At 56.0% G+C, this 23,302-nt stretch carries 22 protein-coding genes; 6 read left to right on the top strand and 16 right to left on the bottom strand.

Annotated elements, in window-relative coordinates:
• The first annotated feature begins 215 nt into the window (after positions 1 to 215).
• Together ulaG and ulaR are read left to right on the top strand one after the other, a co-directional pair.
• On the top strand, positions 216 to 1,280 hold the full coding sequence (ulaG, locus tag ABLU87_RS12585; protein WP_122116890.1) for an L-ascorbate 6-phosphate lactonase: 1,065 nt from the start codon (positions 216 to 218) through the stop codon (positions 1,278 to 1,280).
• A 106-nt stretch (positions 1,281 to 1,386) separates the two neighbouring features.
• Positions 1,387 to 2,142 carry an HTH-type transcriptional regulator UlaR gene (gene ulaR / locus ABLU87_RS12580; protein ID WP_004097990.1) on the top strand — a complete coding sequence of 252 codons (756 nt, stop codon included), beginning with the start codon at positions 1,387 to 1,389 and terminating at the stop codon, positions 2,140 to 2,142.
• Here the strand turns inward: ulaR and yjfP are convergent.
• Positions 2,139 to 2,855, bottom strand: coding sequence for an esterase (gene yjfP / locus ABLU87_RS12575; protein WP_122116889.1), 717 nt, complete (start codon positions 2,853 to 2,855; stop codon positions 2,139 to 2,141). The two genes, ulaR and yjfP, sit on opposite strands and share 4 nt — an antisense overlap.
• A 197-nt stretch (positions 2,856 to 3,052) precedes the next feature.
• Here yjfP and bsmA point away from each other — a divergent pair, with 197 nt between their 5' ends.
• Both bsmA and yjfN read left to right on the top strand, forming a co-directional pair.
• Positions 3,053 to 3,361: a biofilm peroxide resistance protein BsmA gene (gene bsmA / locus ABLU87_RS12570; protein WP_004097988.1), complete on the top strand. Its 309-nt coding sequence runs from the start codon at positions 3,053 to 3,055 to the stop codon at positions 3,359 to 3,361.
• A 137-nt stretch (positions 3,362 to 3,498) separates the two neighbouring features.
• Positions 3,499 to 3,774, top strand: a complete 276-nt coding sequence (gene yjfN, locus ABLU87_RS12565; RefSeq protein ID WP_014227626.1) for a DUF1471 family protease activator YjfN — start codon at positions 3,499 to 3,501, stop codon at positions 3,772 to 3,774.
• Here the strand turns inward: yjfN and ABLU87_RS12560 are convergent.
• Positions 3,765 to 5,402 carry an isovaleryl-CoA dehydrogenase gene (locus ABLU87_RS12560; RefSeq protein ID WP_049069023.1) on the bottom strand — a complete coding sequence of 546 codons (1,638 nt, stop codon included), beginning with the start codon at positions 5,400 to 5,402 and terminating at the stop codon, positions 3,765 to 3,767. The two genes, yjfN and ABLU87_RS12560, sit on opposite strands and share 10 nt — an antisense overlap.
• 105 nt (positions 5,403 to 5,507) lie before the next feature.
• Here ABLU87_RS12560 and ABLU87_RS12555 point away from each other — a divergent pair, with 105 nt between their 5' ends.
• Complete coding sequence (locus ABLU87_RS12555) at positions 5,508 to 5,861, top strand: hypothetical protein (RefSeq protein ID WP_122116888.1); 354 nt, start codon at positions 5,508 to 5,510, stop codon at positions 5,859 to 5,861.
• Positions 5,862 to 5,906: 45 nt separating this feature from the next.
• Here the strand turns inward: ABLU87_RS12555 and rlmB are convergent, their stop codons facing one another.
• The 14 genes from rlmB to nnr all read right to left on the bottom strand — a co-directional run bounded on the left by rlmB (position 5,907) and on the right by nnr (position 21,827).
• Entirely contained in the window at positions 5,907 to 6,638 is a 732-nt protein-coding gene (gene rlmB, locus ABLU87_RS12550; RefSeq protein ID WP_004109129.1) for a 23S rRNA (guanosine(2251)-2'-O)-methyltransferase RlmB, read from the bottom strand.
• Positions 6,639 to 6,725: 87 nt separating this feature from the next.
• Positions 6,726 to 9,176, bottom strand: a complete 2,451-nt coding sequence (gene rnr / locus ABLU87_RS12545) for a ribonuclease R (protein ID WP_004097981.1) — start codon at positions 9,174 to 9,176, stop codon at positions 6,726 to 6,728.
• A gap of 37 nt (positions 9,177 to 9,213) precedes the next feature.
• Positions 9,214 to 9,639: a nitric oxide-sensing transcriptional repressor NsrR gene (gene nsrR, locus ABLU87_RS12540; protein WP_004097980.1), complete on the bottom strand. Its 426-nt coding sequence runs from the start codon at positions 9,637 to 9,639 to the stop codon at positions 9,214 to 9,216.
• Positions 9,640 to 9,788: 149 nt separating this feature from the next.
• Positions 9,789 to 11,087, bottom strand: a complete 1,299-nt coding sequence (locus tag ABLU87_RS12535; protein ID WP_004097979.1) for an adenylosuccinate synthase — start codon at positions 11,085 to 11,087, stop codon at positions 9,789 to 9,791.
• A 102-nt stretch (positions 11,088 to 11,189) separates the two neighbouring features.
• Positions 11,190 to 11,387, bottom strand: coding sequence for a DUF2065 domain-containing protein (locus ABLU87_RS12530; protein ID WP_004097978.1), 198 nt, complete (start codon positions 11,385 to 11,387; stop codon positions 11,190 to 11,192).
• Between the two features lie 197 nt (positions 11,388 to 11,584).
• Complete coding sequence (gene hflC, locus ABLU87_RS12525; protein ID WP_004097977.1) at positions 11,585 to 12,589, bottom strand: protease modulator HflC; 1,005 nt, start codon at positions 12,587 to 12,589, stop codon at positions 11,585 to 11,587.
• A 2-nt stretch (positions 12,590 to 12,591) separates the two neighbouring features.
• Positions 12,592 to 13,848, bottom strand: a complete 1,257-nt coding sequence (hflK, locus tag ABLU87_RS12520; RefSeq protein ID WP_014227623.1) for an FtsH protease activity modulator HflK — start codon at positions 13,846 to 13,848, stop codon at positions 12,592 to 12,594.
• 65 nt (positions 13,849 to 13,913) lie between these two features.
• Positions 13,914 to 15,194 (bottom strand): ribosome rescue GTPase HflX, encoded by a 1,281-nt coding sequence (hflX, locus tag ABLU87_RS12515; RefSeq protein WP_004097973.1) that lies wholly within the window; start codon positions 15,192 to 15,194, stop codon positions 13,914 to 13,916.
• Positions 15,195 to 15,269: 75 nt separating this feature from the next.
• A complete protein-coding gene (gene hfq, locus ABLU87_RS12510) occupies positions 15,270 to 15,578 on the bottom strand; it encodes an RNA chaperone Hfq (protein ID WP_004097968.1) in 309 nt (102 codons plus the stop codon).
• Positions 15,579 to 15,670: 92 nt separating this feature from the next.
• Positions 15,671 to 16,621: a tRNA (adenosine(37)-N6)-dimethylallyltransferase MiaA gene (gene miaA, locus ABLU87_RS12505; RefSeq protein WP_048262015.1), complete on the bottom strand. Its 951-nt coding sequence runs from the start codon at positions 16,619 to 16,621 to the stop codon at positions 15,671 to 15,673.
• On the bottom strand, positions 16,614 to 18,503 hold the full coding sequence (mutL, locus tag ABLU87_RS12500) for a DNA mismatch repair endonuclease MutL (RefSeq protein ID WP_049103790.1): 1,890 nt from the start codon (positions 18,501 to 18,503) through the stop codon (positions 16,614 to 16,616). The genes miaA and mutL overlap by 8 nt, the downstream gene beginning before the upstream one ends.
• A gap of 10 nt (positions 18,504 to 18,513) precedes the next feature.
• Positions 18,514 to 19,845, bottom strand: a complete 1,332-nt coding sequence (amiB, locus tag ABLU87_RS12495) for an N-acetylmuramoyl-L-alanine amidase AmiB (protein ID WP_048262017.1) — start codon at positions 19,843 to 19,845, stop codon at positions 18,514 to 18,516.
• 16 nt (positions 19,846 to 19,861) lie between these two features.
• Entirely contained in the window at positions 19,862 to 20,323 is a 462-nt protein-coding gene (tsaE, locus tag ABLU87_RS12490) for a tRNA (adenosine(37)-N6)-threonylcarbamoyltransferase complex ATPase subunit type 1 TsaE (protein ID WP_014227619.1), read from the bottom strand.
• Positions 20,316 to 21,827, bottom strand: a complete 1,512-nt coding sequence (gene nnr / locus ABLU87_RS12485; RefSeq protein ID WP_025107635.1) for a bifunctional ADP-dependent NAD(P)H-hydrate dehydratase/NAD(P)H-hydrate epimerase — start codon at positions 21,825 to 21,827, stop codon at positions 20,316 to 20,318. Before nnr ends, tsaE begins: the two co-directional genes overlap by 8 nt.
• Before the next feature lie 13 nt (positions 21,828 to 21,840).
• Between nnr and queG the strand changes: the two genes are divergently transcribed.
• A complete protein-coding gene (gene queG / locus ABLU87_RS12480; protein WP_122116887.1) occupies positions 21,841 to 22,980 on the top strand; it encodes a tRNA epoxyqueuosine(34) reductase QueG in 1,140 nt (379 codons plus the stop codon).
• The last annotated feature ends 322 nt before the right edge of the window (positions 22,981 to 23,302 follow it).

The raw sequence follows: 23,302 nt of genomic DNA, 5'->3' as shown, positions 1-23,302 counted from the left end.
TAATTCTCATTTCTACAAAATGTAAAATAGTATATTTAAATCAATGAAATAAAACCTAACTCATGTCATAACGTCAGCCTGCCCCTCTTTTTACTCTCCACGATTCCCCTCATGAAGGGCAAATTTCAGGATTGCAATCTTGAACAAACGGTGCCAGTATTCGTCAAAACAAATCACATCGTGATTATTTTTGATAATATGTGAGGGAAAAACAAATGAGTAAAGTACAAACCATCACCCGCGAATCATGGATCCTGAACACTTTTCCGGAGTGGGGTAGCTGGCTGAACGAAGAAATTGAACAAGAGCAGGTTGCGCCGGGCACCTTTGCCATGTGGTGGTTGGGCTGTACGGGCATCTGGCTGAAATCCGAAGGCGGAGCCAATATCTGCGTCGATTTCTGGTGCGGTACCGGCAAGCAAAGCCACGGGAACCCGCTGATGAAAACGGGCCACCAGATGCAGCGTATGGCCGGCGTGAAGAAGCTCCAGCCAAACCTGCGCACCACTCCGTTTGTTCTCGATCCGTTCGCTATTCGCCAGATCGACGCCGTACTGTCCACTCACGATCATAACGATCATATTGATGTGAACGTGGCCGCCGCGGTCATGCAGAACTGCGCCGAGGACGTGCCGTTCATCGGCCCGCAAACCTGCGTCGACCTGTGGATGGGCTGGGGCGTTCCAAAAGAGCGCTGTATCGTGATGAAACCAGGGGATGTGGTTAAAATAAAGGATGTTGAAATCCACGCGCTTGACGCTTTTGACCGTACGGCCCTGATCACCTTACCCGCGGATCAAAAAGCCGCAGGCGTCCTGCCGGACGGAATGGATCAGCGCGCGGTGAACTATTTGTTCAAAACGCCGGGCGGCAACCTGTATCACAGCGGCGATTCCCACTACTCCAACTACTACGCGAAGCACGGTAACGAACACCAGATCGACGTGGCGCTGGGCTCCTATGGCGAGAACCCGCGCGGTATCACCGACAAAATGACCAGCGCCGATATCCTGCGCATGGCCGAGTCGCTGAATGCTAAAGTGGTAATCCCGTTCCATCACGATATCTGGTCAAACTTCCAGGCCGATCCGCAGGAAATCCGCGTTTTGTGGGAGATGAAAAAACATCGTCTGCAGTATGGCTTTAAGCCTTTCATCTGGCAGGTGGGCGGAAAATTCACCTGGCCGCTGGATAAAGACAACTTCGAATACCATTATCCGCGCGGATTCGACGATTGCTTCACGATGGAACCGGACCTGCCCTTTAAGTCGTTCCTGTAAGGCTTCTCCGGCGGGACCGCCCGCCGGAAATTATCCCCGTCAGCATTAGTATTTTCACCTGATTTCAAATATCATCTTTGCTTATCACTTTTAATCGGATTTGCTCATGACGGAAGCGCAAAGACATCAAATTTTACTGGATTTGCTGGCACAAACGGGATTTGTCACCGTGGAGCAGGTGATTTCCCGGCTGGGAATTTCTCCGGCGACGGCACGACGCGATATCAACAAACTCGACGAAAGCGGCAGGCTGAAAAAAGTCCGCAACGGCGCGGAAGCCATCAGCGAGCAGCGCCCGCGCTGGTCGCCAATGAATATTCACCAGGCGCAAAACCACGATGAGAAGGTACGGATTGCGCGTGCGGCTTCGCAGCTGGTCAACCCTGGCGAAAGCATCGTCATTAACTGCGGCTCTACCGCATTCCTGCTTGGGCAGGAGCTGTGCGGCAAACCGGTACAGATCATCACCAACTATTTGCCGCTGGCCAACTATCTGATCGATCAGGAACACGACAGCGTCATCATTATGGGCGGGCAGTATAACCGCAGCCACTCTATCACCCTGAGCCCGCAGGGCAGCGAAAACAGCCTGTATGCCGGGCACTGGATGTTCACCAGCGGCAAAGGGTTGACCGCCGAAGGGCTGTATAAAACCGATATGCTGACGGCGATGGCGGAGCAAAAAATGCTTAACGTCGTCGGCAAACTCGCGGTCCTGGTCGACAGCAGCAAAGTCGGCGAACGCGCCGGAATGCTCTTTAGCCAGGCCGGGCAAATCGACCTGGTGATTACCGGTAAACAGGCGGATGAGGCGATCCTCAAGCAGCTTGAGGATCAGGGCGTACAGGTGATTCGCGTTTAAAGGTGACGTTGAAAAAAGTCCACCGTCGCGGCTAACGCTTCCGGCGTAATGCGGTGGCGGACGCCTTTCTGCCAGAGGCAGGTTAAATTGTCGGCCAGCGCGTTTTGCTGCAGCGCCTGCTGCAGGCGGAAGGTTTCCCCCGGCGGCACGACATCATCTTCATCGCCGTGCCAGAGCAGCAGCGGACGGCTGGCCAGGGTCGCCAGCTGCTGGCTGACGTCCCACGCCACCAGCTGTTCTGCATCGAACGAAGGCGAAGGGAAAAGCGCCTGCGAGAGCGAACTGAAATAGCCTGACCCCATCAGGCAGGCTACGCTTTTCAGCTCCGGGTGGTGGGTCATAATCCCTAATGCCGTCATTCCGCCCATTGATGCGCCTGCCACCGCCAGCCTGTCGTCAGCAAGCCATCCCCGATCCCGAATCGCCTCCTGTAGTGCCGGAAATTCAATAAAATTGTTCATCAGAATCGGCCAGAAGCGCTGCATCCGCCCCTGCTCGTCTCCCCGGTAGCGCGCGCCGTGTTCCGCTGCATCAGGCATAATCACCCGAAACCCCGCCTCTGCAAGCGCAACGGCAAAATAGCTGTAGACCAGCTTAGAAGAGGTAAAACCATGATAAAAGACAATGCAAGGCAGCGCCGTATCCACGGCGCCCTGCGGGTATGCATGGAGAACCTCCCCACCCGCAAGGTTACGCATTTCTAATGCAATCATTTACCGTCTCCTTTCTCTCAAGTGATGTTATGTTATTACTCAAGTCGCTCGTTCGCACATGATTCATAATCTTGAGAACCAGATTACGCTTTCACGATATTTTCATTCGAAAATCGCGTACGGGATAACAATTTGGGAACATTCCCCGGAAATGACATTCAGGCTACCACTACACTATGACTAACAGGAAACGAGATATGGTTATGCGTAGGTTTGCACCGTGGTTAATGGCAATCGCTTTAACCGGCTGTAGCGCCCTACAGGGGACGCCAAAGGCGCCGCCGCCGGCAACCGACCATCCACAAGAGATCCAGCGTAATCAGACGGCGGGTCTGCAGAAGATGGGGACGGTGAGCGTATTAATGTACGGCTCACCGATGGATGTCGAGGCTGCGCTAAAGGTCAAAGCTGAGGCGGCTAAAGCGGATTACTACGTCATCATAATGATTGATGACACCATGGTTCCGGGCCAGTGGTATTCGCAGGCAATTTTGTACCGTAAATAGCGGTCAACCTTTAAGCCAGCTTTACACTGCTTTGCATCCATTCACGTTCTCCTGTGCATAATAACGTTCGGCCAGCTGTAACCTGGCAGAACGTTAGCAACGGACTGCCCTCAGGACTATGTGAAATGGAGCTGACGATGAAACGAACTTTTACCCTACCCAGCCTGATGTTGACCACCGTCACGGCCAATACTTCCGCGCAGTCAGCGGAGTTTGCCAGCGCTGACTGCGTAACGGGCCTGAACGAAATTGGCCTGATTTGCGTTAACAACATCTCGGGCAGCCAGCAGGATGTTGAACACGCTATCGCCGTGCAGGCCGATGAGCAGGGCGCCTCCTGGTATCGCATCGTCCAGATGTACGAGGAGCAGCAGCCGGACAACTGGCGGGTACAGGCCATTCTTTATGCCTGAGGCGCCTGTCGTCCACGCCCCGTTGCCCGTAACAGTAAGTCATCCAGCGTCTGCTCATCCAGCCGCATGCCGCCGCGCGCGTCGAGCATCATACGGCACCAGGCCTCTGCCAGCGGCGGTGACGCGAAGCGTAATAGCTGCGCCCCAACGCCCAGCATATAGACCAGCCGGGTAATCTCCCGCCCCTGCTCTTCCAGAGGCCGCCGTAGCCACTGCTGCAGCTGCCGCCACGTCCGATCGAAATGACGATTTTGCCCTTTCACTTCCGCGCACTCCGCCGCCAGAAGTTCGAGCGCCGCCGGCTGCTTCATCAGAACCCGCATCACGTCCAGACACATAATATTACCGGAACCTTCCCAGATGCTGTTTACCGGCATTTCACGGTACAAACGCGGTAATTCACTCTCTTCACAATAGCCTGAACCGCCCAGTACCTCCATCGCCTCGGCGACGAACGCGATCCCGGATTTGCAGACAGCAAATTTCGCGGCGGGCGTGAACAGCCTTGCCCATAGCGCTTCCTGCACATCGTCGCGCCTGTCCCAGGCCCTCGCCAGGCGGAACAGAAAGGCGGTTTGCCCTTCCAGCCGCAGCGCCATCTGCCCCAGAACCTGACGCATTATCGGCTGATCGACCAGATTTTTACCAAATGCCTGACGCTGCAGAGCATGGTATAGCGCTACCGAATAGGCCCGGCGCATCAGCGCATGGCTACCCAGCGCGCAGTCAAAACGGGTCAGGCCGCCCATTTTGAGAATTTGCCGGACGCCATCGCCCTCTTCTCCGACCAGCCAGCCGCAGGCATTGAAAAACTCGACTTCGCTGCTGGCGTTCGCGCGGTTACCTAATTTATCTTTCAGCCTTTCCAGATGTACACCGTTACGCTGGCCATCCGGCAACAGGCGCGGAACAAAAAAGCAGGAGAGGCCCGCCGGCGCCTGAGCCAGCACCAGATGAGCATCGCTCTGCGGTACCGAGAAAAACCATTTATGTCCGATCAGATGATAAAAGCCTTCTGCGCTTTTCTCCGCTCGCGTCGTGTTGCTCAGGACATCGGACCCGCCCTGCTTTTCCGTCATCCCCATCCCGATAAGCAGCCCGCGTTTCTGATTACCCGGCACAAGGTGCGGATCGTAGCGATCGCTTAATAGCGGCGATAGCCAGTCGCTAAAAGTCTCGGGTAAGGAGCGCTGCAGCAATGGAATCGCGGCAAAGGTCATGGTGGTGGGACACAGGGTGCCCGCCTCGACCTGCGCATGCAGCATAAAGCGGGCAGCGCGGGCAACGAAGGCGCCTTCACGAGCCTCTTCCTGCCAGGCAAGATTATGTACCCGGTTAGCGCACAGCCCCTGCATCAGTAAATGCCAGGCGGGGTGGAAACGAACATCGTCAAGACGCGATCCCGTTGCGTCATAGCGCAGCAGTTCCGGCGGATTGCTGTTGGCCAGGCGCCCCAGCTCCAGCGATTCGGCCGTCCCCAGCTGTTGGCCAATGCTCGCCAGCAGATCGCCATCCCAGCCCGCGCCTTCGCGGACGACGGCTTCACGCAGGGCGGTATCGGACAGGAATAAGTTACTGTTACATAGCGGCGAGGGTTGATTAAATACGGTATGAGTTTGCCAGTGCATTATGTTTCCCTCCTTCAATGGCTCTATCCATAAGTATGGACAACGGCGCACTTTCCGTCAGAGAACTCTGTTATAAAGTTCTCTCACAATCAGAAAGGGAATTTCATGATTCATTTAATTATTGAAGATCGGCAAAATGCGCCGAACTATATTCCGCTTATCCACCGCCATCTTCCTCATCTCGCGATGAGCGCTATCAAACAGAACCTGAACGCTTCCGGTTACGTCACCTCATTTGATGAAAACAAAATCTGCGATGACATTCTGGAAGAGCAGAATCCTATTGGAAATTTTCTTAATCTCATCAAAGTATTAAAGAATCGAGGCGCGCAGCTTAAATTCCTCGAGCAAACGGGAGATGAACCGGGAGAGGAATTACCCTTGAGCCAGGTCCTGAACTATGTTGAAAGAGGTCTCGACATTGCCCGTCGGATAGAGCGAGAAGGCGGTCAGAACTGAAGAAGATAAGCCATTCCAGAGAATGGCTTATTTGGAAAGAAGAGATTAGCTGCGCTGGCGTACCGCTTCAAACAGGCAAATACCGGTGGCGACCGATACGTTCAGCGACGACACGCTACCGGCCATCGGGATGCTGATCAACTCGTCGCAGTGCTCCCGGGTCAGGCGGCGCATGCCTTCGCCTTCCGCCCCCATGACCAGCGCCAGCGATCCGGTCATTTTGCTCTGGAACAGCGTATGATCGGCCTCGCCGGCGGTACCGACGATCCAGACGTTCTCTTCCTGCAGCAGACGCATGGTACGCGCCAGGTTGGTGACGCGGATCAGCGGGACGTTTTCCGCCGCGCCGCAGGCCACTTTTTTCGCCGTGGCATTCAGCTGCGCAGAACGGTCTTTGGGGACAATCACCGCATGCACGCCAGCGGCGTCAGCGCTACGTAAACAGGCGCCGAGGTTGTGCGGATCGGTCACGCCGTCAAGGATCAAAAAGAACGGCTGATCGAGAGAGGCGATCAGATCCGGCAGATCGTTCTCCTGATACTGACGTCCGGGCTTCACGCGGGCAATAATTCCCTGATGAACGGCGCCTTCGCTTTTCTCATCCAGAAACTGGCGGCTGGCGACCTGAATCACCACGCCCTGCGCTTCCAGGGCATGGATCAGCGGCATAAGGCGCTTATCCTCACGGCCTTTCAGAATAAAGACTTCCTGAAAACGTTCAGGAGCGCGCTCCAGCAGTGCCTGCACCGCGTGGATGCCGTAAATCATTTCACTCATTTATCTACTCGTTTAGGTTCTGTTATCCGTTCCCTTCCCCCCGCCCCGCCACGATGTCGGGAGGCGCGGGGGGGAAAGGGAATCGCACTACTCAGCGATATTCTTTTTCTTCGCCGCGCGCTTGGCTTTGGTCGCTGCGGCTATCTTCTGGGTTTTCTCCGACGGCTTCTTCGCTTTCTTCTCGCCTTTTGGCTGAGCGGCTTTCGGCTGAGACTGACCTTTCTGTTTGCGGAATGCGCTATCCGGCTCGAAGTTTACCTGCTTGCCCGCCTGACGGCGACGTCCGGAAGATTTACCTGCGCCGCCCTTCTTCGCTTTTTCACGCTCGGTCTTACCGACGTTGCGCGGCGCGCGCTCGCTGGAGATAAGCGAGAAGTCAATTTTACGCTCGTCCATGTTGACCGCTTCAACGCGCACTTCCACGCGATCGCCCAGTCGATAGGTCTGGCCGCCGGATTCACCAATCAGACGCTGCCCGACCTGATCGAAGCGGTAGTAGTCGTTATCGAGGGAAGAGACGTGCACCAGACCATCAATAAACAGCTCATCCAGACGGACGAAGAAACCAAAGCCGGTCACGCTGGCAATCACGCCCTTAAAGACGTTACCCACCTGATCCAGCATGAAATCACACTTCAGCCAGTCCGAAACATCGCGCGTCGCTTCATCAGCACGACGCTCGGTCATCGAACAGTGCGCCCCCAGCTGCAGCATCTCGTCCATGCTGTAGTGCCAGCCGCCGGTCTCGGTGCTATTGCCTTTATGTCCCTGCTCTTTCGCCAGTAAATACTTGATTGCGCGATGCAGCGAAAGGTCAGGATAGCGGCGAATCGGCGAGGTGAAGTGGGCATAGGATTGCAGCGCCAGACCAAAGTGGCCGCGGTTTTCCGGGTCGTATATCGCCTGTTTCATCGACCGCAGCAGCATGGTTTGCAGCATCTCTGCATCCGGACGATCGGCGATAGAGGTCAGTAATTCCGCATAGTCGCGCGGCTCCGGCTTGTTGCCGCCAGGCAGTTCAAGCCCCAGCTCCGCGAGCACCGAACGGAATGCGGTAATCGCTTCCGTACTCGGTTTGTCATGGATACGGAACAGCGCCGGTTCCTCGGCCTTCTCAACGAAGCGCGCAGCGGAGATGTTCGCCAGGATCATGCACTCTTCAATCAGCTTGTGCGCGTCGTTACGCTGAGTCTGCTCAATACGTTCAATGCGGCGTTCAGCATTAAAGATGAATTTAGCTTCTTCACTCTCAAATGAGATACCGCCGCGCTCTTCACGCGCGCCGTCCAGCACTTTGTAGAGGTTATGCAGCTCTTCAATATGCTTAACCAGCGGCGCGTACTGCTCACGCAGATCCTGGTCGCCCTGCAGCATATGCCAGACTTTGGTATAGGTCAGACGGGCATGGGAGCTCATCACCGCTTCGTAGAATTTGAAGCCGGTCAGACGCCCCTTGGCCGAAATCGTCATTTCACAAACCATACAGAGCCTGTCGACCTGAGGATTCAGTGAACACAGGCCGTTAGAGAGCACTTCAGGCAGCATCGGAACCACCTGAGACGGGAAGTAGACCGACGTGCCGCGGCTGCGCGCTTCGCCATCCAGCGGCGTACCCGGGCGCACGTAGTAGCTCACATCGGCGATCGCCACCCACAGACGCCAGCCACCGCCGCGTTTCTTCTCGCAGTACACGGCATCATCAAAGTCACGGGCGTCTTCGCCATCAATGGTGACCAGCGGCAGGCTGCGTAAATCAACGCGCCCTTGTTTCGCCTCTTCCGGTACCTGTTCTTTCAGGCCGGCGACCTGTTTTTCGACCGCTGGCGGCCAGACGTAGGGAATTTCATGGGTGCGCAGGGCCATATCGACCGCCATGCCGGTACCCATATTGTCGCCGAGGACCTCAACGATCTTGCCGACCGCTTTGGTGCGGCGGGTTGGGCGCTGGGTCAGCTCAACCACCACCACAAACCCCATTCGCGCGCCCATGATCTGTTCCGGGGGGATCAGGATATCGAAGCTCAGGCGGCTGTCATCCGGCACCACGAAGCCAACGCCCGCATCGGTAAAGTAGCGACCCACAATCTGGCCCGTTTTTGGCACCAGTACGCGGACAATACGCGCTTCGCGACGGCCTTTACGGTCGGCGCCCAGCGGCTGCGCCAGCACCTGATCGCCGTGAATACAGGTTTTCATCTGCTCGGACGACAGATACAGGTCATCTTTACGGCCTTCAACGCGCAGGAAGCCATAACCATCGCGATGACCGATAACGGTCCCTTTCAGCAGGTCAAGACGTTCCGGCAGCGCATAGCACTGACGACGCGTAAAGACCAGTTGACCATCGCGTTCCATTGCGCGCAGTCTGCGGCGCAATGCTTCTTGTTGTTCTTCGCCTTCAATATTCAGCTCTATTGCCAGCTCATCTCGGCTAGCCGGTTTTTCGCGTTTTGCTAAATGATCGAGGATAAATTCCCGGCTCGGGATTGGATTAGCGTATTTTTCAGATTCGCGGTCCAGGAAAGGATCTTGTGACATGTCGGTTCCTCCGTTGTCATCTCCAGTGAAGTTTACGTCACTCCACCAGCAATAATTTATAAAGCGGTTGATTCTTTTCAACCAAATCGGCCAGCGTGTAGTTATCCAGTTCCTTGAGAAAACTTTGCGCGGCTTCAGCAAGCGCCTGTTTCAGACGACAGGCGGGCGTAATATGGCAAAATTCGCTGCTGCAGTTGACCAACGAGAGCGGCTCCAGATCGCGAACAACATCACCCACGCGAATCATATTTGCCGGTTTCCCCAGACGAATTCCCCCGTTTTTTCCCCGTACCGCCGTCACGTACCCCACGCGACTTAGCTGATTGATTATTTTAACCATATGATTACGGGAAACGCCGTAAACCTCCGTCACTTCGGAGATGCTGGTCATTCTTCCATCCGGTAGCGACGCCATATAAATCAGCGCGCGTAATCCGTAATCAGTGAAACTCGTTAACTGCACAATCAACCTCAGGGAAAAGAAAAACAGAGTGCGTCGGTAGACAATTACTATTGATGATAAACCAGCCAGCGCTCAGGCCGCTAATTTATTTAAATGGGGCGGGCGAACAGCAAAAACAAGAGGCGCCTTAACGGCGCCCCTGGAGATCGTTATGCGTCGAACGGATCGCGCAAAATCATCGTCTCGGTACGGTCAGGACCGGTAGAGATAATATCAACCGGTACGCCGGTCAGCTCTTCAATGCGTGCGATGTAGTTCAGCGCTGCCTGCGGCAGACCGCTGCGCTCTTTCACGCCAAAGGTGGTTTCAGACCAGCCCGGCATGGTTTCGTAAATCGGCTCGATGCCTTCCCAGTTGTCAGCAGCCAGCGGAGTGGTCGTCACTTCGCGGCCATCCGGCATCCGGTAGGCTACGCAGATTTTAACTTCTTTCAGGCCGTCCAGGACGTCCAGCTTAGTCAGGCAGAAACCGGACAGGGAGTTAATCTGCACCGCGCGGCGCACCGCTACGGCATCCAGCCAGCCGGTACGACGACGACGGCCGGTGGTAGCGCCAAACTCGTTACCCTGCTTGCACAGGAACTCGCCGGTTTCATCAAACAGCTCAGTCGGGAACGGACCCGCACCTACGCGAGTGGAGTAGGCTTTGATGATACCCAGAACGTAGTCTACATAACGCGGACCCAGACCGGAGCCGGTCGCCACGCCACCTGCGGTGGTGTTGGAAGAGGTTACGTACGGATAGGTACCGTGATCGATATCGAGCAGCGTACCCTGTGCGCCTTCAAACATGACGAAATCGCCACGCTTGCGCGCCTGGTCAAGCAGATCGGAAACGTCAACAACCATCGCGGTCAGGATGTCGGCAATCGCCATGACGTCATCGAGAACTTTCTGGTAGTCAACCGCTTCAGCTTTGTAGAAATTCACCAGCTGGAAGTTGTGATATTCCATCACTTCTTTCAGTTTCTCAGCGAAGGTGGCTTTATCAAACAGATCGCCAACGCGCAGACCGCGGCGAGCCACTTTATCTTCGTAAGCCGGGCCGATACCGCGACCGGTCGTACCGATAGCTTTCGCGCCGCGCGCTTTTTCACGCGCGACATCCAGCGCAACGTGATATTCGAGGATAAGCGGGCACGCTTCAGAAAGCAGCAGACGCTCGCGGACAGGGATACCACGGTCTTCCAGACCTTTCATCTCTTTCATCAGCGCAGCCGGAGAAAGCACGACACCGTTACCGATGATGCTGGTGACATTCTCGCGAAGAATACCTGATGGAATGAGATGGAGGACGGTTTTTTCACCGTTGATTACGAGAGTATGGCCGGCGTTGTGACCGCCCTGATAGCGCACAACATATTTAGCCCGTTCAGTCAGGAGATCGACGATCTTCCCTTTACCTTCGTCACCCCATTGGGTGCCCAGTACGACGACGTTGTTACCCATTTTTCAAAATCACCGTTTGCTTAAAAATGGATTCTACCATCGCTTTTTCAGAGTTACAGCACTTTTTGCACTCAAAAGGCGGGAAATTAGTCTACTTTACGCTCAGCCAATCGTTTTCCTCAACATGTAGTAGATGACGATACCGGCAACCACAAGACCTCCGCCAAACCGGCGTAATAAATTATCCGGTAATTGGCTCATCGTGGCGACCATTCGACGCCACGCGCGCGGATAAAGCAACGGCCCAAGCCCTTCAAGTACTAAAACCAGCGCCAGTGCCAGCCAAATTGTAGAGTTCATTATTCACCTTTATTTAAGTACAGCCACCGTCGCTCACCCCTGTGAGTCGTTGCTCAATTCATATTCTCCGGTATTTCATCATTGTTATGAACCGGCTTTATGAAACAAAATACATAACCCATTGGCGAACCCAAATCCGCTGCGAACATTGTAAAAAAGGCGCCTCAACGGGCGCCTTTTTGCTTACTCATTGCTTATCAGCGGGTCGCTGACGTGGGTGATTTCATATAGCGGAAGAAATCGCTGTCCGGGCTGAGAACCATTACATCCTGATTGCTCTGGAAGCTGTTCTCATACGCACGCAGGCTACGGATAAAGGCATAGAAGCCTGGATCCTGGCTGAATGCATCAGCAAACAGTTTCGCCGATTCAGCATCGCCTTCACCGCGCAGAATACGACCCTGACGCTCGGCTTCCGCCAGCGTTTTGGTCACTTCATAATCCGCGGTCGCGCGCAGTTTTTCAGCTTCTTCCTGACCCTGTGAACGGTGACGACGCGCTACCGCTTCACGCTCGGCGCGCATACGGTTGTAGATCGCTTCAGACACTTCGGCAGGCAGGTTGATCTGTTTAATACGCACGTCGACGACTTCAATACCCAGCGCCGCCATACTGTTCGGGTTGATCACCTGAACCTTACCGTTCGTTTCTGCTTCAACACGCTCCGCCGCTTTAGCAATCGCGTCATCGGCAGCCGGCGTACTGACTTCATCTTCTGTGCCCGCAGAACCTGAGTTCAGCGCATCGCGGACTTCCAGGGTCAGACGGCCGCGGGAGTCGGTCACGATGTCTTTCACATCCAGACGGCCAATTTCAGAACGTAGACGGTCAGAGAATTTACGCTTCAGCAGCACCTCGGCCTGGGAAACGTCACCGCCGCCGGTTGCCAGGTAGTAACGGCTAAAGTCGCTGATGCGCCACTTGATGTAAGAGTCAACAATCAGGTCCTTCTTCTCTTTGGTAACAAAGCGGTCGGCCTGGTTGTCCATCGTCTGGATACGCGCATCAAGCATCTTCACGGATTCAATAAAAGGAATCTTGAAGTGAAGGCCAGGCGCGTACACCAGCGGTTTGTTTTCATCGTCGCGCAGAACTTTACCAAAACGCAGCGTAATGCCGCGCTCGCCCTCTTTGACCACAAAGATGGACATGTAGAGCACCACCAGCACGATGACAATTATCGCGATAACAGATTTACGCATCGTTATTCCCCCTGACGCTGGTAGTCGTTACGCTGCGCGTTGGCGCGGCGTTGGTCCATAATGGTGCCTCCCGTAGAGGTAGAAGCGTTACTGGCGCTGTTTGAGCTGGCTGCAGGCGGCAGACGCAGCAGATCGCTTGCGCCACTGCTATCGCTCTTTGCCGCCGGCGCGCCGGCGCCTTTCAGCATCTGATCCAGAGGCAGAACCATCAGGTTGCTCCCCTTATCGTTAACCAGCACTTTGCGCGTATGGCTCAGCACTTTTTCCATGGTTTCGATATACAGACGCTCGCGGGTAATTTCCGGAGCCGCTTTATACTCAGGCAGAATTTTTGCAAAACGAGCCACTTCACCCTGCGCTTCAAGAACGGTCTGGGTCTTATAGGCGCGAGCCTCTTCAAGGATACGCTGCGCCTGACCGTTAGCCCGCGGCTGGACTTCGTTGGTGTAAGCTTCCGCTTCACGAATGTACTGCTGTTCGTTTTCACGCGCGGCAATCGCATCATCAAACGCGGCTTTTACTTCCTCCGGCGGACGCGCCGTCTGGAAGTTGACGTCGAGCAGGGTGATACCCATGTTGTACGGACGAATGGTCTCTTCCAGCTCGCGCTGGGTATCGCTACGAATGACGGTACGTCCTTCGGTCAGGATACGGTCCATGGTGTATTTACCGATCACGCCACGCAGGGCGCTGTCGGTGGCCTGACGCAGGCTGTCGTCCGCGCTGGTGACGCTAAACAGATAGCGTTCCGGATCGGTCACGCGGTACTGCACGTTCATCTCAACGCGCACGACGTTTTCGTCAGACGTCAGCATGACGCCGGAAGCCGCCAGTTCGCGGACCGACTCAACGTTAACCGCCTGAACGTTATCAATGAAAGTAGGTTTCCAGTTAAGGCCAGGCTCAACCAGATGGCTAAATTTACCAAAGCGAGTGACGACGCCACGTTCAGCTTCTTTAATGGTATAGAAACCGCTGGCTGCCCAGATAATAACCGCAGCGGCGGCAACGATGCCGACGATACGTCCGCCCATTGGCCCGCGAGGTCCCTGAGAGCCGCTACCGCCGCCCAGTCCACCTTTTCCGCCACCCAGGCCGCCAAGTTTTTTACTTAGCTTACGGAAGATATCATCCAGATCGGGAGGTCCCTGCTCGCGACCGCCTTTGTTGCCATTTCCCCCAGAGTTGCCGCCTTGGTTATTGCTGCTTCCCCACGGGTCGCGGTCCTGTCCGTTATTACCGGGCTGATTCCACGCCATGTATATGCTCCATATTTGTTTTTGATATCCCCACAGGGGTCAATATCTTCAGGCAAGCTGCAAGGTCAAATCACGTATTCAACCAGCGCTGGCTCTTGTTTACAGAGGCGACGCCAGTCAACGATCGGCATGCGCACCTGCAGACCAACGCTACCGTCATCCTCCATCCACTCTTTCTCTATCGCCTGAAGCTGATAGAACCGGCTTCTCAACCGACCTTCCTGCGGTGGCAGGCGCAGCGTGTGCTGGGCCACTTCACCAGAAAGCCGTTCCGTCAAAGCCTGAAAAAGCAGCGGTACGCCAACCCCGGTCTGGGCGGAAAGCCAGACCCGAATCGGTTTATTTTCTTCATCCCGATCGATACGCGGCTCAAAATCATCCAGCATGTCGATTTTATTCATGACCAGCAGCGCCGGGATCTCATCAGCTTCGATTTCCGCGAGCACCGTATTCACTGCGTCAATATTTTCCTGCACGCGCACATCGGCAGCATCAATGATATGCAGCAACAGCGTCGCCTGGCGCGTCTCCTGGAGCGTCGCTTTAAACGCGGCCACCAGATCGTGCGGCAGGTGGCGAATAAAGCCTACGGTATCCGCCAGGACGGTTTCGCCGACATCAGGGACATCAATCCGGCGCAGCGTTGGGTCCAGAGTGGCGAACAGCTGGTTCGCAGCATAGACCTCGGCTTCGGTTATCTGATTGAACAACGTGGATTTACCGGCGTTGGTATAACCGACCAGCGACACGGTTGGAATATCGGCTTTGGCGCGTGACCGCCGTCCCTGCTCACGCTGTTTTTCAACTTTTTCCAGTCGCGCCAGGATCTGCATAATACGGTTACGCAGCAAGCGGCGGTCAGTTTCGAGCTGGGTTTCCCCCGGGCCGCGCAAACCAATCCCGCCTTTCTGTCTTTCAAGGTGGGTCCAGCCGCGAACGAGGCGAGTCGCCATGTGGCGCAGCTGCGCCAGCTCGACCTGCAGTTTCCCTTCGTGGGTACGCGCTCGCTGGGCAAAAATATCTAAAATCAAGCCGGTACGATCGATAACCCGACATTCGCATAAGCGCTCCAGGTTTCGTTCCTGTGCCGGACTCAGGGCATGATCGAAGAGCACGACCGATGCACCGGTCGCTTTTACGGCTTCCGCAATTTCGACTGCTTTACCTTCACCAACAAAATACTTCGGGTGCGGTGCTTTACGGCTACCGGTAATCACCTGCATTGCTTCGACACCGGCGGAAGAGGCCAGAGTTTCAAACTCCTGGAGATCTTCCATATCTTTGTCTTGCGAAAAATAGATGTGTACCAGTACCGCCTGCTCACCGGCATCATAACGGTCAAACAAGCGTAAACCCCTTATAAAATACCAGCGGGGAACGCAGAAAACCTGGCTCCCCGACGTGGAAAAACAGCATCTGCCTTATTCGGCGTCTTCGCTGTCTTGCTGCGGCGCAGAAGAACCCTGCGCACCACCACCGTGGTGATAGTTGTTTGTACCGCCGCCAGCATTGTTGCTGTGGTGTGACACCGGGCGAGACGGGACAACAGTAGAAATTGCGTGCTTATAGACCATCTGGCTGACCGTGTTTTTCAACAGGATCACGAACTGATCGAAAGACTCAATTTGCCCTTGCAGCTTAATACCATTCACCAAATAAATAGAAACCGGAACACGTTCCCGACGCAAAGCGTTCAGGAACGGATCTTGTAAAGATTGCCCCTTAGCCATTCTCTCTTTTCCTTATATGTATGCTTGTTTTGTACTCAGAACCTTACGATTCTTAAAAAAATTACGCACGATACCCGTTCAATTGTACACGTTCAGTCCAGGCTAGCACCAACAACCTGTAATACTTTGTTGAACGCTTGTTCAGGTTGTTCACTGTCTAACCAGTGGATACCTTCCCAACCGCGCAGCCAGGTCACCTGACGTTTAGCTAACTGTCTCGTGGCGCAAACACCTCGATAAACCATTTCATCATACGGGATCTCGCCATTTAGGTAAGACCACATCTGGCGATATCCGACACAACGAATGGAAGGCATATCCGTATGCAAATCTCCCCGGGCAAAAAGCGCCCGCACTTCTGCTTCAAAACCTGAAGCCAACATCTGATGAAAACGCTGTTCTATGCGCTGATGGAGCAGTTCACGGCTCGCCGGGGCGATGGCGAACTGGTGCACCTTATACGGCAGAGCATCACCTGACGTTTGCGTCAGCTCCGTTAAAGTTTTACCCGAAATGAAAAAAACTTCCAGTGCTCGGGAAAGTCTTTGCGGATCATTTGGATGAATACGCGCGGCGGCAACCGGATCAATTTCCTGTAGCTGCTGGTGTAACGCGTTCCATCCCTGCTCTGCGGCCTGTTGCTCGATCCTGGCTCTGACCTCAGGGTCAGCCGAGGGTAGAGGCGACAATCCTTCCAACAACGCCTTGAAATACAACATCGTTCCGCCAACCAGTAGCGGAATTCGCCCGGCAGCGACGATATTGGCCATCTCTGCCAGCGCATCGCGGCGGAAATCCGCCGCGGAATAAGCCTCGGCCGGGTCAAGAATATCCAGCAGACGATGCGGCGCAGCGCTCAGCTCCGCGGCATCGGGCTTGGCCGTGCCTATGTCCATTCCTCGATAGATGAGGGCTGAATCAACGCTAATCAACTCTACTGGCAAAACTTTACGTAAGGCGATAGCCAATGCGGTTTTACCAGAGGCCGTCGGGCCCATTAAAAATATTGCCTTAGGCAGGCTTGCCTCAGTTACATCACTCATCTTTCAGGGCATTCATCGCCGAATGTAAATCAACAGGTTGTAACAGACCACCCGGCGGCGCTTTAACCAGCTGCGGACATAAGCGTTCTATATCCGCCAGGACGGCAATCGCCTGCGCCATGTTCCACTGCGCATGTTCGCTCGCCAGATTACGCGCCATCCACTGAGCAATATTGCCGACGTCGACGGTTTTTTGCTGCGCCAGGTAGCCTATCAGTTCAGGAATCAAGATTTGTAAATTTTGTTGTCTTAAGGGTAAAGGCACTGCGCGGACCGTCACGTGGTGCGCATCGGACTGGAGTTCAATCCCGACCTCAGCCAGCGCCGACTGCGCCTGCTTGAGCGCGTCTTTTTCCTCGTCGGACACTTTTATCCGCAGCGGGATAAGCAGCGGTTGGGCGCAAACCGCCTCTGCGCCCGGCGTTAGCTGCGCCTGGCGCAGCCAGCGCTCAGCAACCGGCAGAGCCAGCAGCGCTAACTTACCGCCGCGCTCCAGCAGCGCGCAGTCGCTATCGATAATCGTCAGTACGCGGCCAAAGCTTTGGCTATGGCCCGACAGGCCTTCCGCTGCCGGTGCGGGAGCCAGGGGTTTGCGCTCCGTGGCCGGCGTATCCAGCAGTTGGCGATAAAGCGCACCCTGCTGTTTTTGATAGCCTGGCTGCGCGTGCGGCCAGGCGGCTCCGCCAGATGAACCCGAGGCGGCGGACTCTCGCGAACCTCCGGTATTAAAACGCGGCGCGGCGGGCTCATCCCGGTAACGGGGAGCGGCGCTTTCACGCGCGACCGCTGGCTGGGCAAAATGATTGCCGCCCGCCGCAATGCGGTTTTCCGGCACCTGCCGCGGCGCGGGCTCATCGCCCTCTTCCGCCAACGGCACCTCCAGCTGCTGCTGCAGGACGCTCAGCACGCCCTGATAGATAAAGTCATGCACCAGGCGCGACTGATGAAAACGCACTTCATGTTTGGCCGGATGGACGTTCACATCCACCTGATGCGGATCTATCTTCAGATACAGCACAAAGGCAGGCTGCTGGTCGGCGCCCAGTTTGTCTTCACAGGCCTGGCGAATCGCGTGATTAATCAGGCGATCGCGCATCATCCGCCCATTGACGTAGCAATACTGAATCTCCGCCAGCGTCGGATTGGTATGTAGCGGATCGGCCACCCAGCCGCTGAGGGTCAGGTCGCCGTGCTGCCACTCAATCGCCAACGCGTGTTCGAGAAATGGCAGACCGCAGATCGCGCCCAGACGCCGCTCACGCTGGCCGTCCTGCGATACCGCCCGGTACTGGCGCACGGCCTTGCCGTTGTGGCTGAGGTTGATGGTCACGTCGAAGCGCGCCAGCGCAATGCGCCGCACGATCTCGTCGATATGGCCAAACTCGGTTTTCTCGGTGCGCATAAATTTGCGCCGGGCGGGGGTGTTATAAAACAGATCCAGCACTTCCAGCGTTGTTCCCACCGGATGCGCCGCCGGCTTCACGGTGACCGCCTGATCGCGCCCTTCGGCATAGGCCTGCCAGGCCTCCTGCTGATCTTCGGTACGCGAGGTCAACGTCAGGCGAGCCACTGAGCTAATACTGGCCAGAGCTTCGCCGCGAAAGCCGAGGCTAATGATCGCCTCAAGGTCATCCAGCGAAGCAATTTTACTGGTGGCGTGACGAGCCAGCGCCAGCGCCAGCTCGTCTTTTTTGATGCCGCAGCCGTTATCGCGAATGCGGATTAACTTCGCCCCGCCGCGCTCAATATCAATGTCGATGCGCGTCGCCCCGGCATCGAGGCTATTTTCCACCAGCTCTTTGACCACCGACGCCGGACGTTCCACCACTTCACCTGCGGCAATCTGGTTGGCGAGCTGCGGCGGTAGAACCTGAATCGGCATGGCCGTCTCCTTAATTTAACAACGTCCCGTCTGACGAACCTGCGCTGGCAGTCTGCGCGGCTGCCCCGCGCGGCGCGGATTGCAGAGGATGCTGCATAAAGTAGTTACGCAGGCCGTTATAAATCGCCTCTGCGACCTGCTGCTGATAAGCATCGCTACCCAGCAGCCGCTCTTCGCCGGTATTACTGATAAAACCCGTTTCCACCAGGATCGACGGGATATCCGGCGAACGCAGTACGCCGAGGCTGGCATGCTCAGGGCGACGCTTATGTAAATCGCCGATCCGCTGCAGCTGGCTCAGCACATTGGTCGCCACATCATACCCGACGCGCTGGGAATGGCCGAACTGTAAATCCAGCACCGCCTGGCTCAGGTAAGGGTCCGACTGGCTGTTGGCCAGTACATCGCCCGCGCCGCCCAGCAGTTCTGACTGTTTCTCATGCTGCTCGAGCCAGCCGGCCATTTCGCTGTTCGCGCGGCGGTTGGAAAGCACCCAAACCGAGGCCCCGGTAGCATCGCGATTCGGCGCAGCGTCGGCGTGAATCGAGACAAGGAAATTGGCGTTTTGCTTACGTGCGACGTCAGAACGCCCCATGACGGAAATGAAATAATCGCCGTCGCGCGTTAGCACGGGCCTGAACTGCGGATCGGCATTCAGCAGCGCGCGGAGCTTACGCGCAATCGCTATGGTCACATTCTTTTCTTTCGTGCCGTTCGGACCAATGGCTCCCGGATCCTGGCCGCCGTGGCCGGCGTCAATGGCGATAATCACTTTATCGTCGCCGGAAACGGTACGCGCCGCAGGACGCGTTACGCTACTGGTGTTGGTCACCGCGGTAAGCCGGTCGTTATCGGCTTTAAACGGGTTGCGCGCGGGTTCGCTCGGACGCACGGGCTGCGCCACGGGCCTTTCCGCCTGTCTAACCACCACTGGCTGAGGTGGAGGCGGAGGCGGCGCGTCGGCGTTAATCGTAAACACCACGGTGTAGTTAGAGCCGTTCTGCTGTTTCACCGCGCGGGTTTTGCCATCGGCGGTGAGATCCACCAGCAGGCGCAGCGACTGCGTATCCTGCGGCGTCCCGGAACGAATGCTTTTTACCAGATTATTGCCGCTAAACTGCAGCGGTAGCCCCTGGAGTACGCCAGTCTGTTTAATATCCAGCGCCACGATGCGTTTGCCCTGGGGGCTAAACGAATATTCAGGTTCGCCGATAAAGCTAATGGTAATGCGGGCCTGCCGATCGCCATTTGAGACCTGGATATCGGATAAACTTGCCGCAGTGGCCTGAATGCTGAACAGCATCAGTGCGGCGGCCAGCCAACTGGTTAAGCGATACATCATCCCGTCGTCCTTCAGGCTAATTAGCCAAACGCGCCAATAAAGACTCACCCAATGAGGAGACCGCGGTTACGCGCGCCTCACGCCCTTGTGCCTGATACTCAAGGTGAATTTCAACATCCGGGTCCGGAAGTACTCCCGTGCCCTGCTGAGGCCATTCCACCAGGCAGATAGCATCGTCAGTAAAATAATCGCGGATCCCCATAAACTCGAGTTCCTCAGGATCCGCCAGGCGATAAAGATCGAAGTGATAGACCATCAAATTATCGAGACTGTATGGCTCGACGAGGGTGTAGGTTGGGCTTTTAACGTTGCCACGGTGACCGAGAGCCTGAAGGAAACCGCGGCTAAAGGTGGTCTTACCCGCCCCTAAATCGCCATACAAATAGATGACCGTCGCGCCAGCGCATGCCTGCGCGACGCGGTTGCCAAGGCTTAAAGTCGCCTGCTCATCGGGTAAAGGAATCACTCGGTTAATCATGGTCTACGTCAATCACATCCGGGTTAACAACACGCCTGAGCGTGAAAAAAAGATCGGTCGCCAGCATTCCGCGGGTGCCGTGTCTCGCCGCCAGCCGATCGGCGGCTTCGCCATGAGCAACGCATCCGGCGCAGGCAGCATCATACGGCGTCAGGCGCTGGCCTAACAACGCAGCGATAATACCGGTCAGCACATCGCCCATCCCGCCGCTGGCCATCCCAGCGTTACCGGCGTCGATAATAGCCATTTCGCCCGTTTCGCTCGCCACGATCGTACCTGCACCTTTCAGCACCACGATGCCACCATAACGTTTTACCAGACGTTGTGCAGAATGTAAGCGATCGCTTTCAATTTCTGCCACACTCACGTTCAGCAGGCGGGCGGCTTCGCCGGGATGCGGCGTCAGCACGCGATTGTGACGTTTATCGGGATTGATTGCCAGCAGGTTCAGCGCATCCGCATCCCAGACCATTGGTTTGCGAAAATTCTCCGCCTGGCGTAGCGCATTTTTACCCCACTCGCCCTGCCCCAGACCCGGCCCAATCGCAATGACATCCGCCCAGTGCAGACTCTCTTCGAGAGAACGGGACGTCAGCTCATGGACCATCAGCTCCGGCCTGGCGGTCAGAATGGGGGCAATGTTGTCCCGGTGAGTCAGTACTCGCACCAGCCCGGCGCCCGCGCGCAGCGCCGCTTCACCGCTCATTCGTATGGCGCCCGCCGTCCCCGGTTCGCCGCCAATAATCACCAGCTTACCGTGGTCGCCTTTGTGCGAGGTTGGACGCCGCGGCGGCAGCCAGCCGGGGAGCTGCGAGGCATCGAAGCGACTGAGCGCCGTCGTTTGGCCTGCCAGCCAACCCTCAAGCCCCAGGGCGTGGTGATGCAAACGGCCAACGACATCGCGGGCTTTTCCGGTCAGCAGCCCCGGCTTAAGCGCGATAAAGGTGATGGTATGAGCGGCATGGATAACCGCGCCCGGCGTCGTCCCCGTTTGCGCATTCAGGCCGGAGGGGATATCCAGCGCCACAACCGCAGCCGGATGGGCGTTTGCCCGCGCGATCAGCGCCGCAACGTTTTCCCGGGGCGCGCTCTGTAACCCGGTACCGAGCAGGCCGTCAATAATCAGCGTGATATCTTCCGGCCAGGGGATGCTGGCGGCATGAATCGTGCCGCCGGCGTTGAGCCACTCCTCACGCGCGAGGCTGGCCTCTTCCGGCAGCGGCTTCTCGCTCTCCAGCGCCAGCAGCGTGACCTGAATGCCTCGCGACTGTGCCAGGCGAGCCACCACGTAGCCGTCGCCGCCGTTATTACCGTGGCCGCAGAGAATCAGCCAGTGCTGGCTTTCAGGATACTGGACGCGCGCAAGCTCAAAAGCCGCTTCGCCCGCACGACGCATCAGTTCATACAACGTCAGCCCAAGGGCATCCGCCGCCTCTTTTTCCGCTCGCCGTAGCGCCTCCGCCGACCAGATGATATGTGGTATACTCCCGGTGTTTTTCGTCATCGTATGGTCCATCATGTCACAGCCCCTCGATCTCAATCAGTTAGCGCAGCAAATCAAACAATGGGGCACAGAGTTGGGGTTCCAGCAGGTCGGTATTACCGATACCGATCTCAGCGCCAGCGAACCTAAACTGCAGGCGTGGCTGGATAAACAATACCACGGCGAAATGGCGTGGATGGCGCGTCATGGCATGATGCGCGCGCGCCCCCATGAGCTCCAGCCCGGTACCCTGCGCGTAATTAGCGTGAGAATGAACTATCTGCCCGCTAATGCCGCTTTCGCCCGTACCCTGAAAGACCCCGCCGTGGGTTACGTTAGCCGTTACGCCCTCGGACGGGACTATCACAAGCTATTACGTCATCGCCTGAAAAAATTAGGTGAGATGATTCAGGGACAGTGTGCTTCGCTCAATTTTAGACCTTTTGTCGATTCCGCGCCGATTCTTGAACGCCCTTTAGCCGAAAAAGCGGGGCTGGGATGGACAGGTAAGCACTCGCTCATCCTTAGCCGCGATGCCGGCTCGTTCTTTTTCCTCGGTGAATTGCTTATCGATCTCCCTCTTCCCATTGACCAGCCCGTCAAGGAAGAGTGCGGCCGCTGCGTTGCCTGCATGACCATCTGCCCAACCGGCGCCATCGTCGAGCCCTATACCGTCGATGCCCGGCGCTGTATTTCCTATCTGACTATCGAACTGGAAGGCGCTATTCCGGAAGAGTTTCGTCCGCTGATCGGCAACCGCATATACGGCTGCGATGACTGCCAGCTGATTTGCCCGTGGAACCGCTTCGCGCAGCTCACCGATGAAGAGGATTTCATCCCGCGCAAGGCGCTACACGCCCCGGCGCTTATTGAGCTGTTCGCCTGGAGCGAACCCTGGTTTTTAAAAGTGACGGAAGGTTCGGCCATTCGCCGTATTGGTCATCTGCGCTGGCTGCGTAATATCGCCGTCGCGTTGGGCAACGCGCCCTGGGATGAAGCGAACCTGAAGGCGCTGGAAAGCCGCAGGGGTGAGCACCCGCTTCTCGACGAACATATCGAGTGGGCGATGGCGCAGCAAATTGAAAAGAGAAATGCCAATGTGGTTGAGGTGCAGTTACCCAAAAAGCTGCGTCTGGTCAGGGTGGTTGAAAAAGGGCTACCGCGCGACGCCTGATTCATTCACAGGGTGTGAATAAAAATAAAAACACATTGCGTTTCAAGGGGCAGACGTTCGTCAAGTGATCGGATTAACACTTTGAAATGAAATTTAACTGTTACATTTCAATTAGATATAAGAATACTATTTACATGGTGAAGTAATTTTCTGAGAGAGGACGAAAGGTTAAGCTGTGGATAACTCTGTTCACAGTATTTTCAGGGCCGCGCGAAAATCATCACCGGCGCGTGCTTGCGCTGTGGATAAACTGGGTATGAGAAGAAATTTGGAGCGGGAAACGAGACTCGAACTCGCGACCCCGACCTTGGCAAGGTCGTGC

The organism is Klebsiella sp. CB_Kp196 (assembly GCF_040061575.1).
Lineage (GTDB): Bacteria > Pseudomonadota > Gammaproteobacteria > Enterobacterales > Enterobacteriaceae > Klebsiella > Klebsiella michiganensis.
Note: the sequence above shows the minus strand (reverse complement) of the source record. Positions and strands in the feature narration are given on the sequence as shown.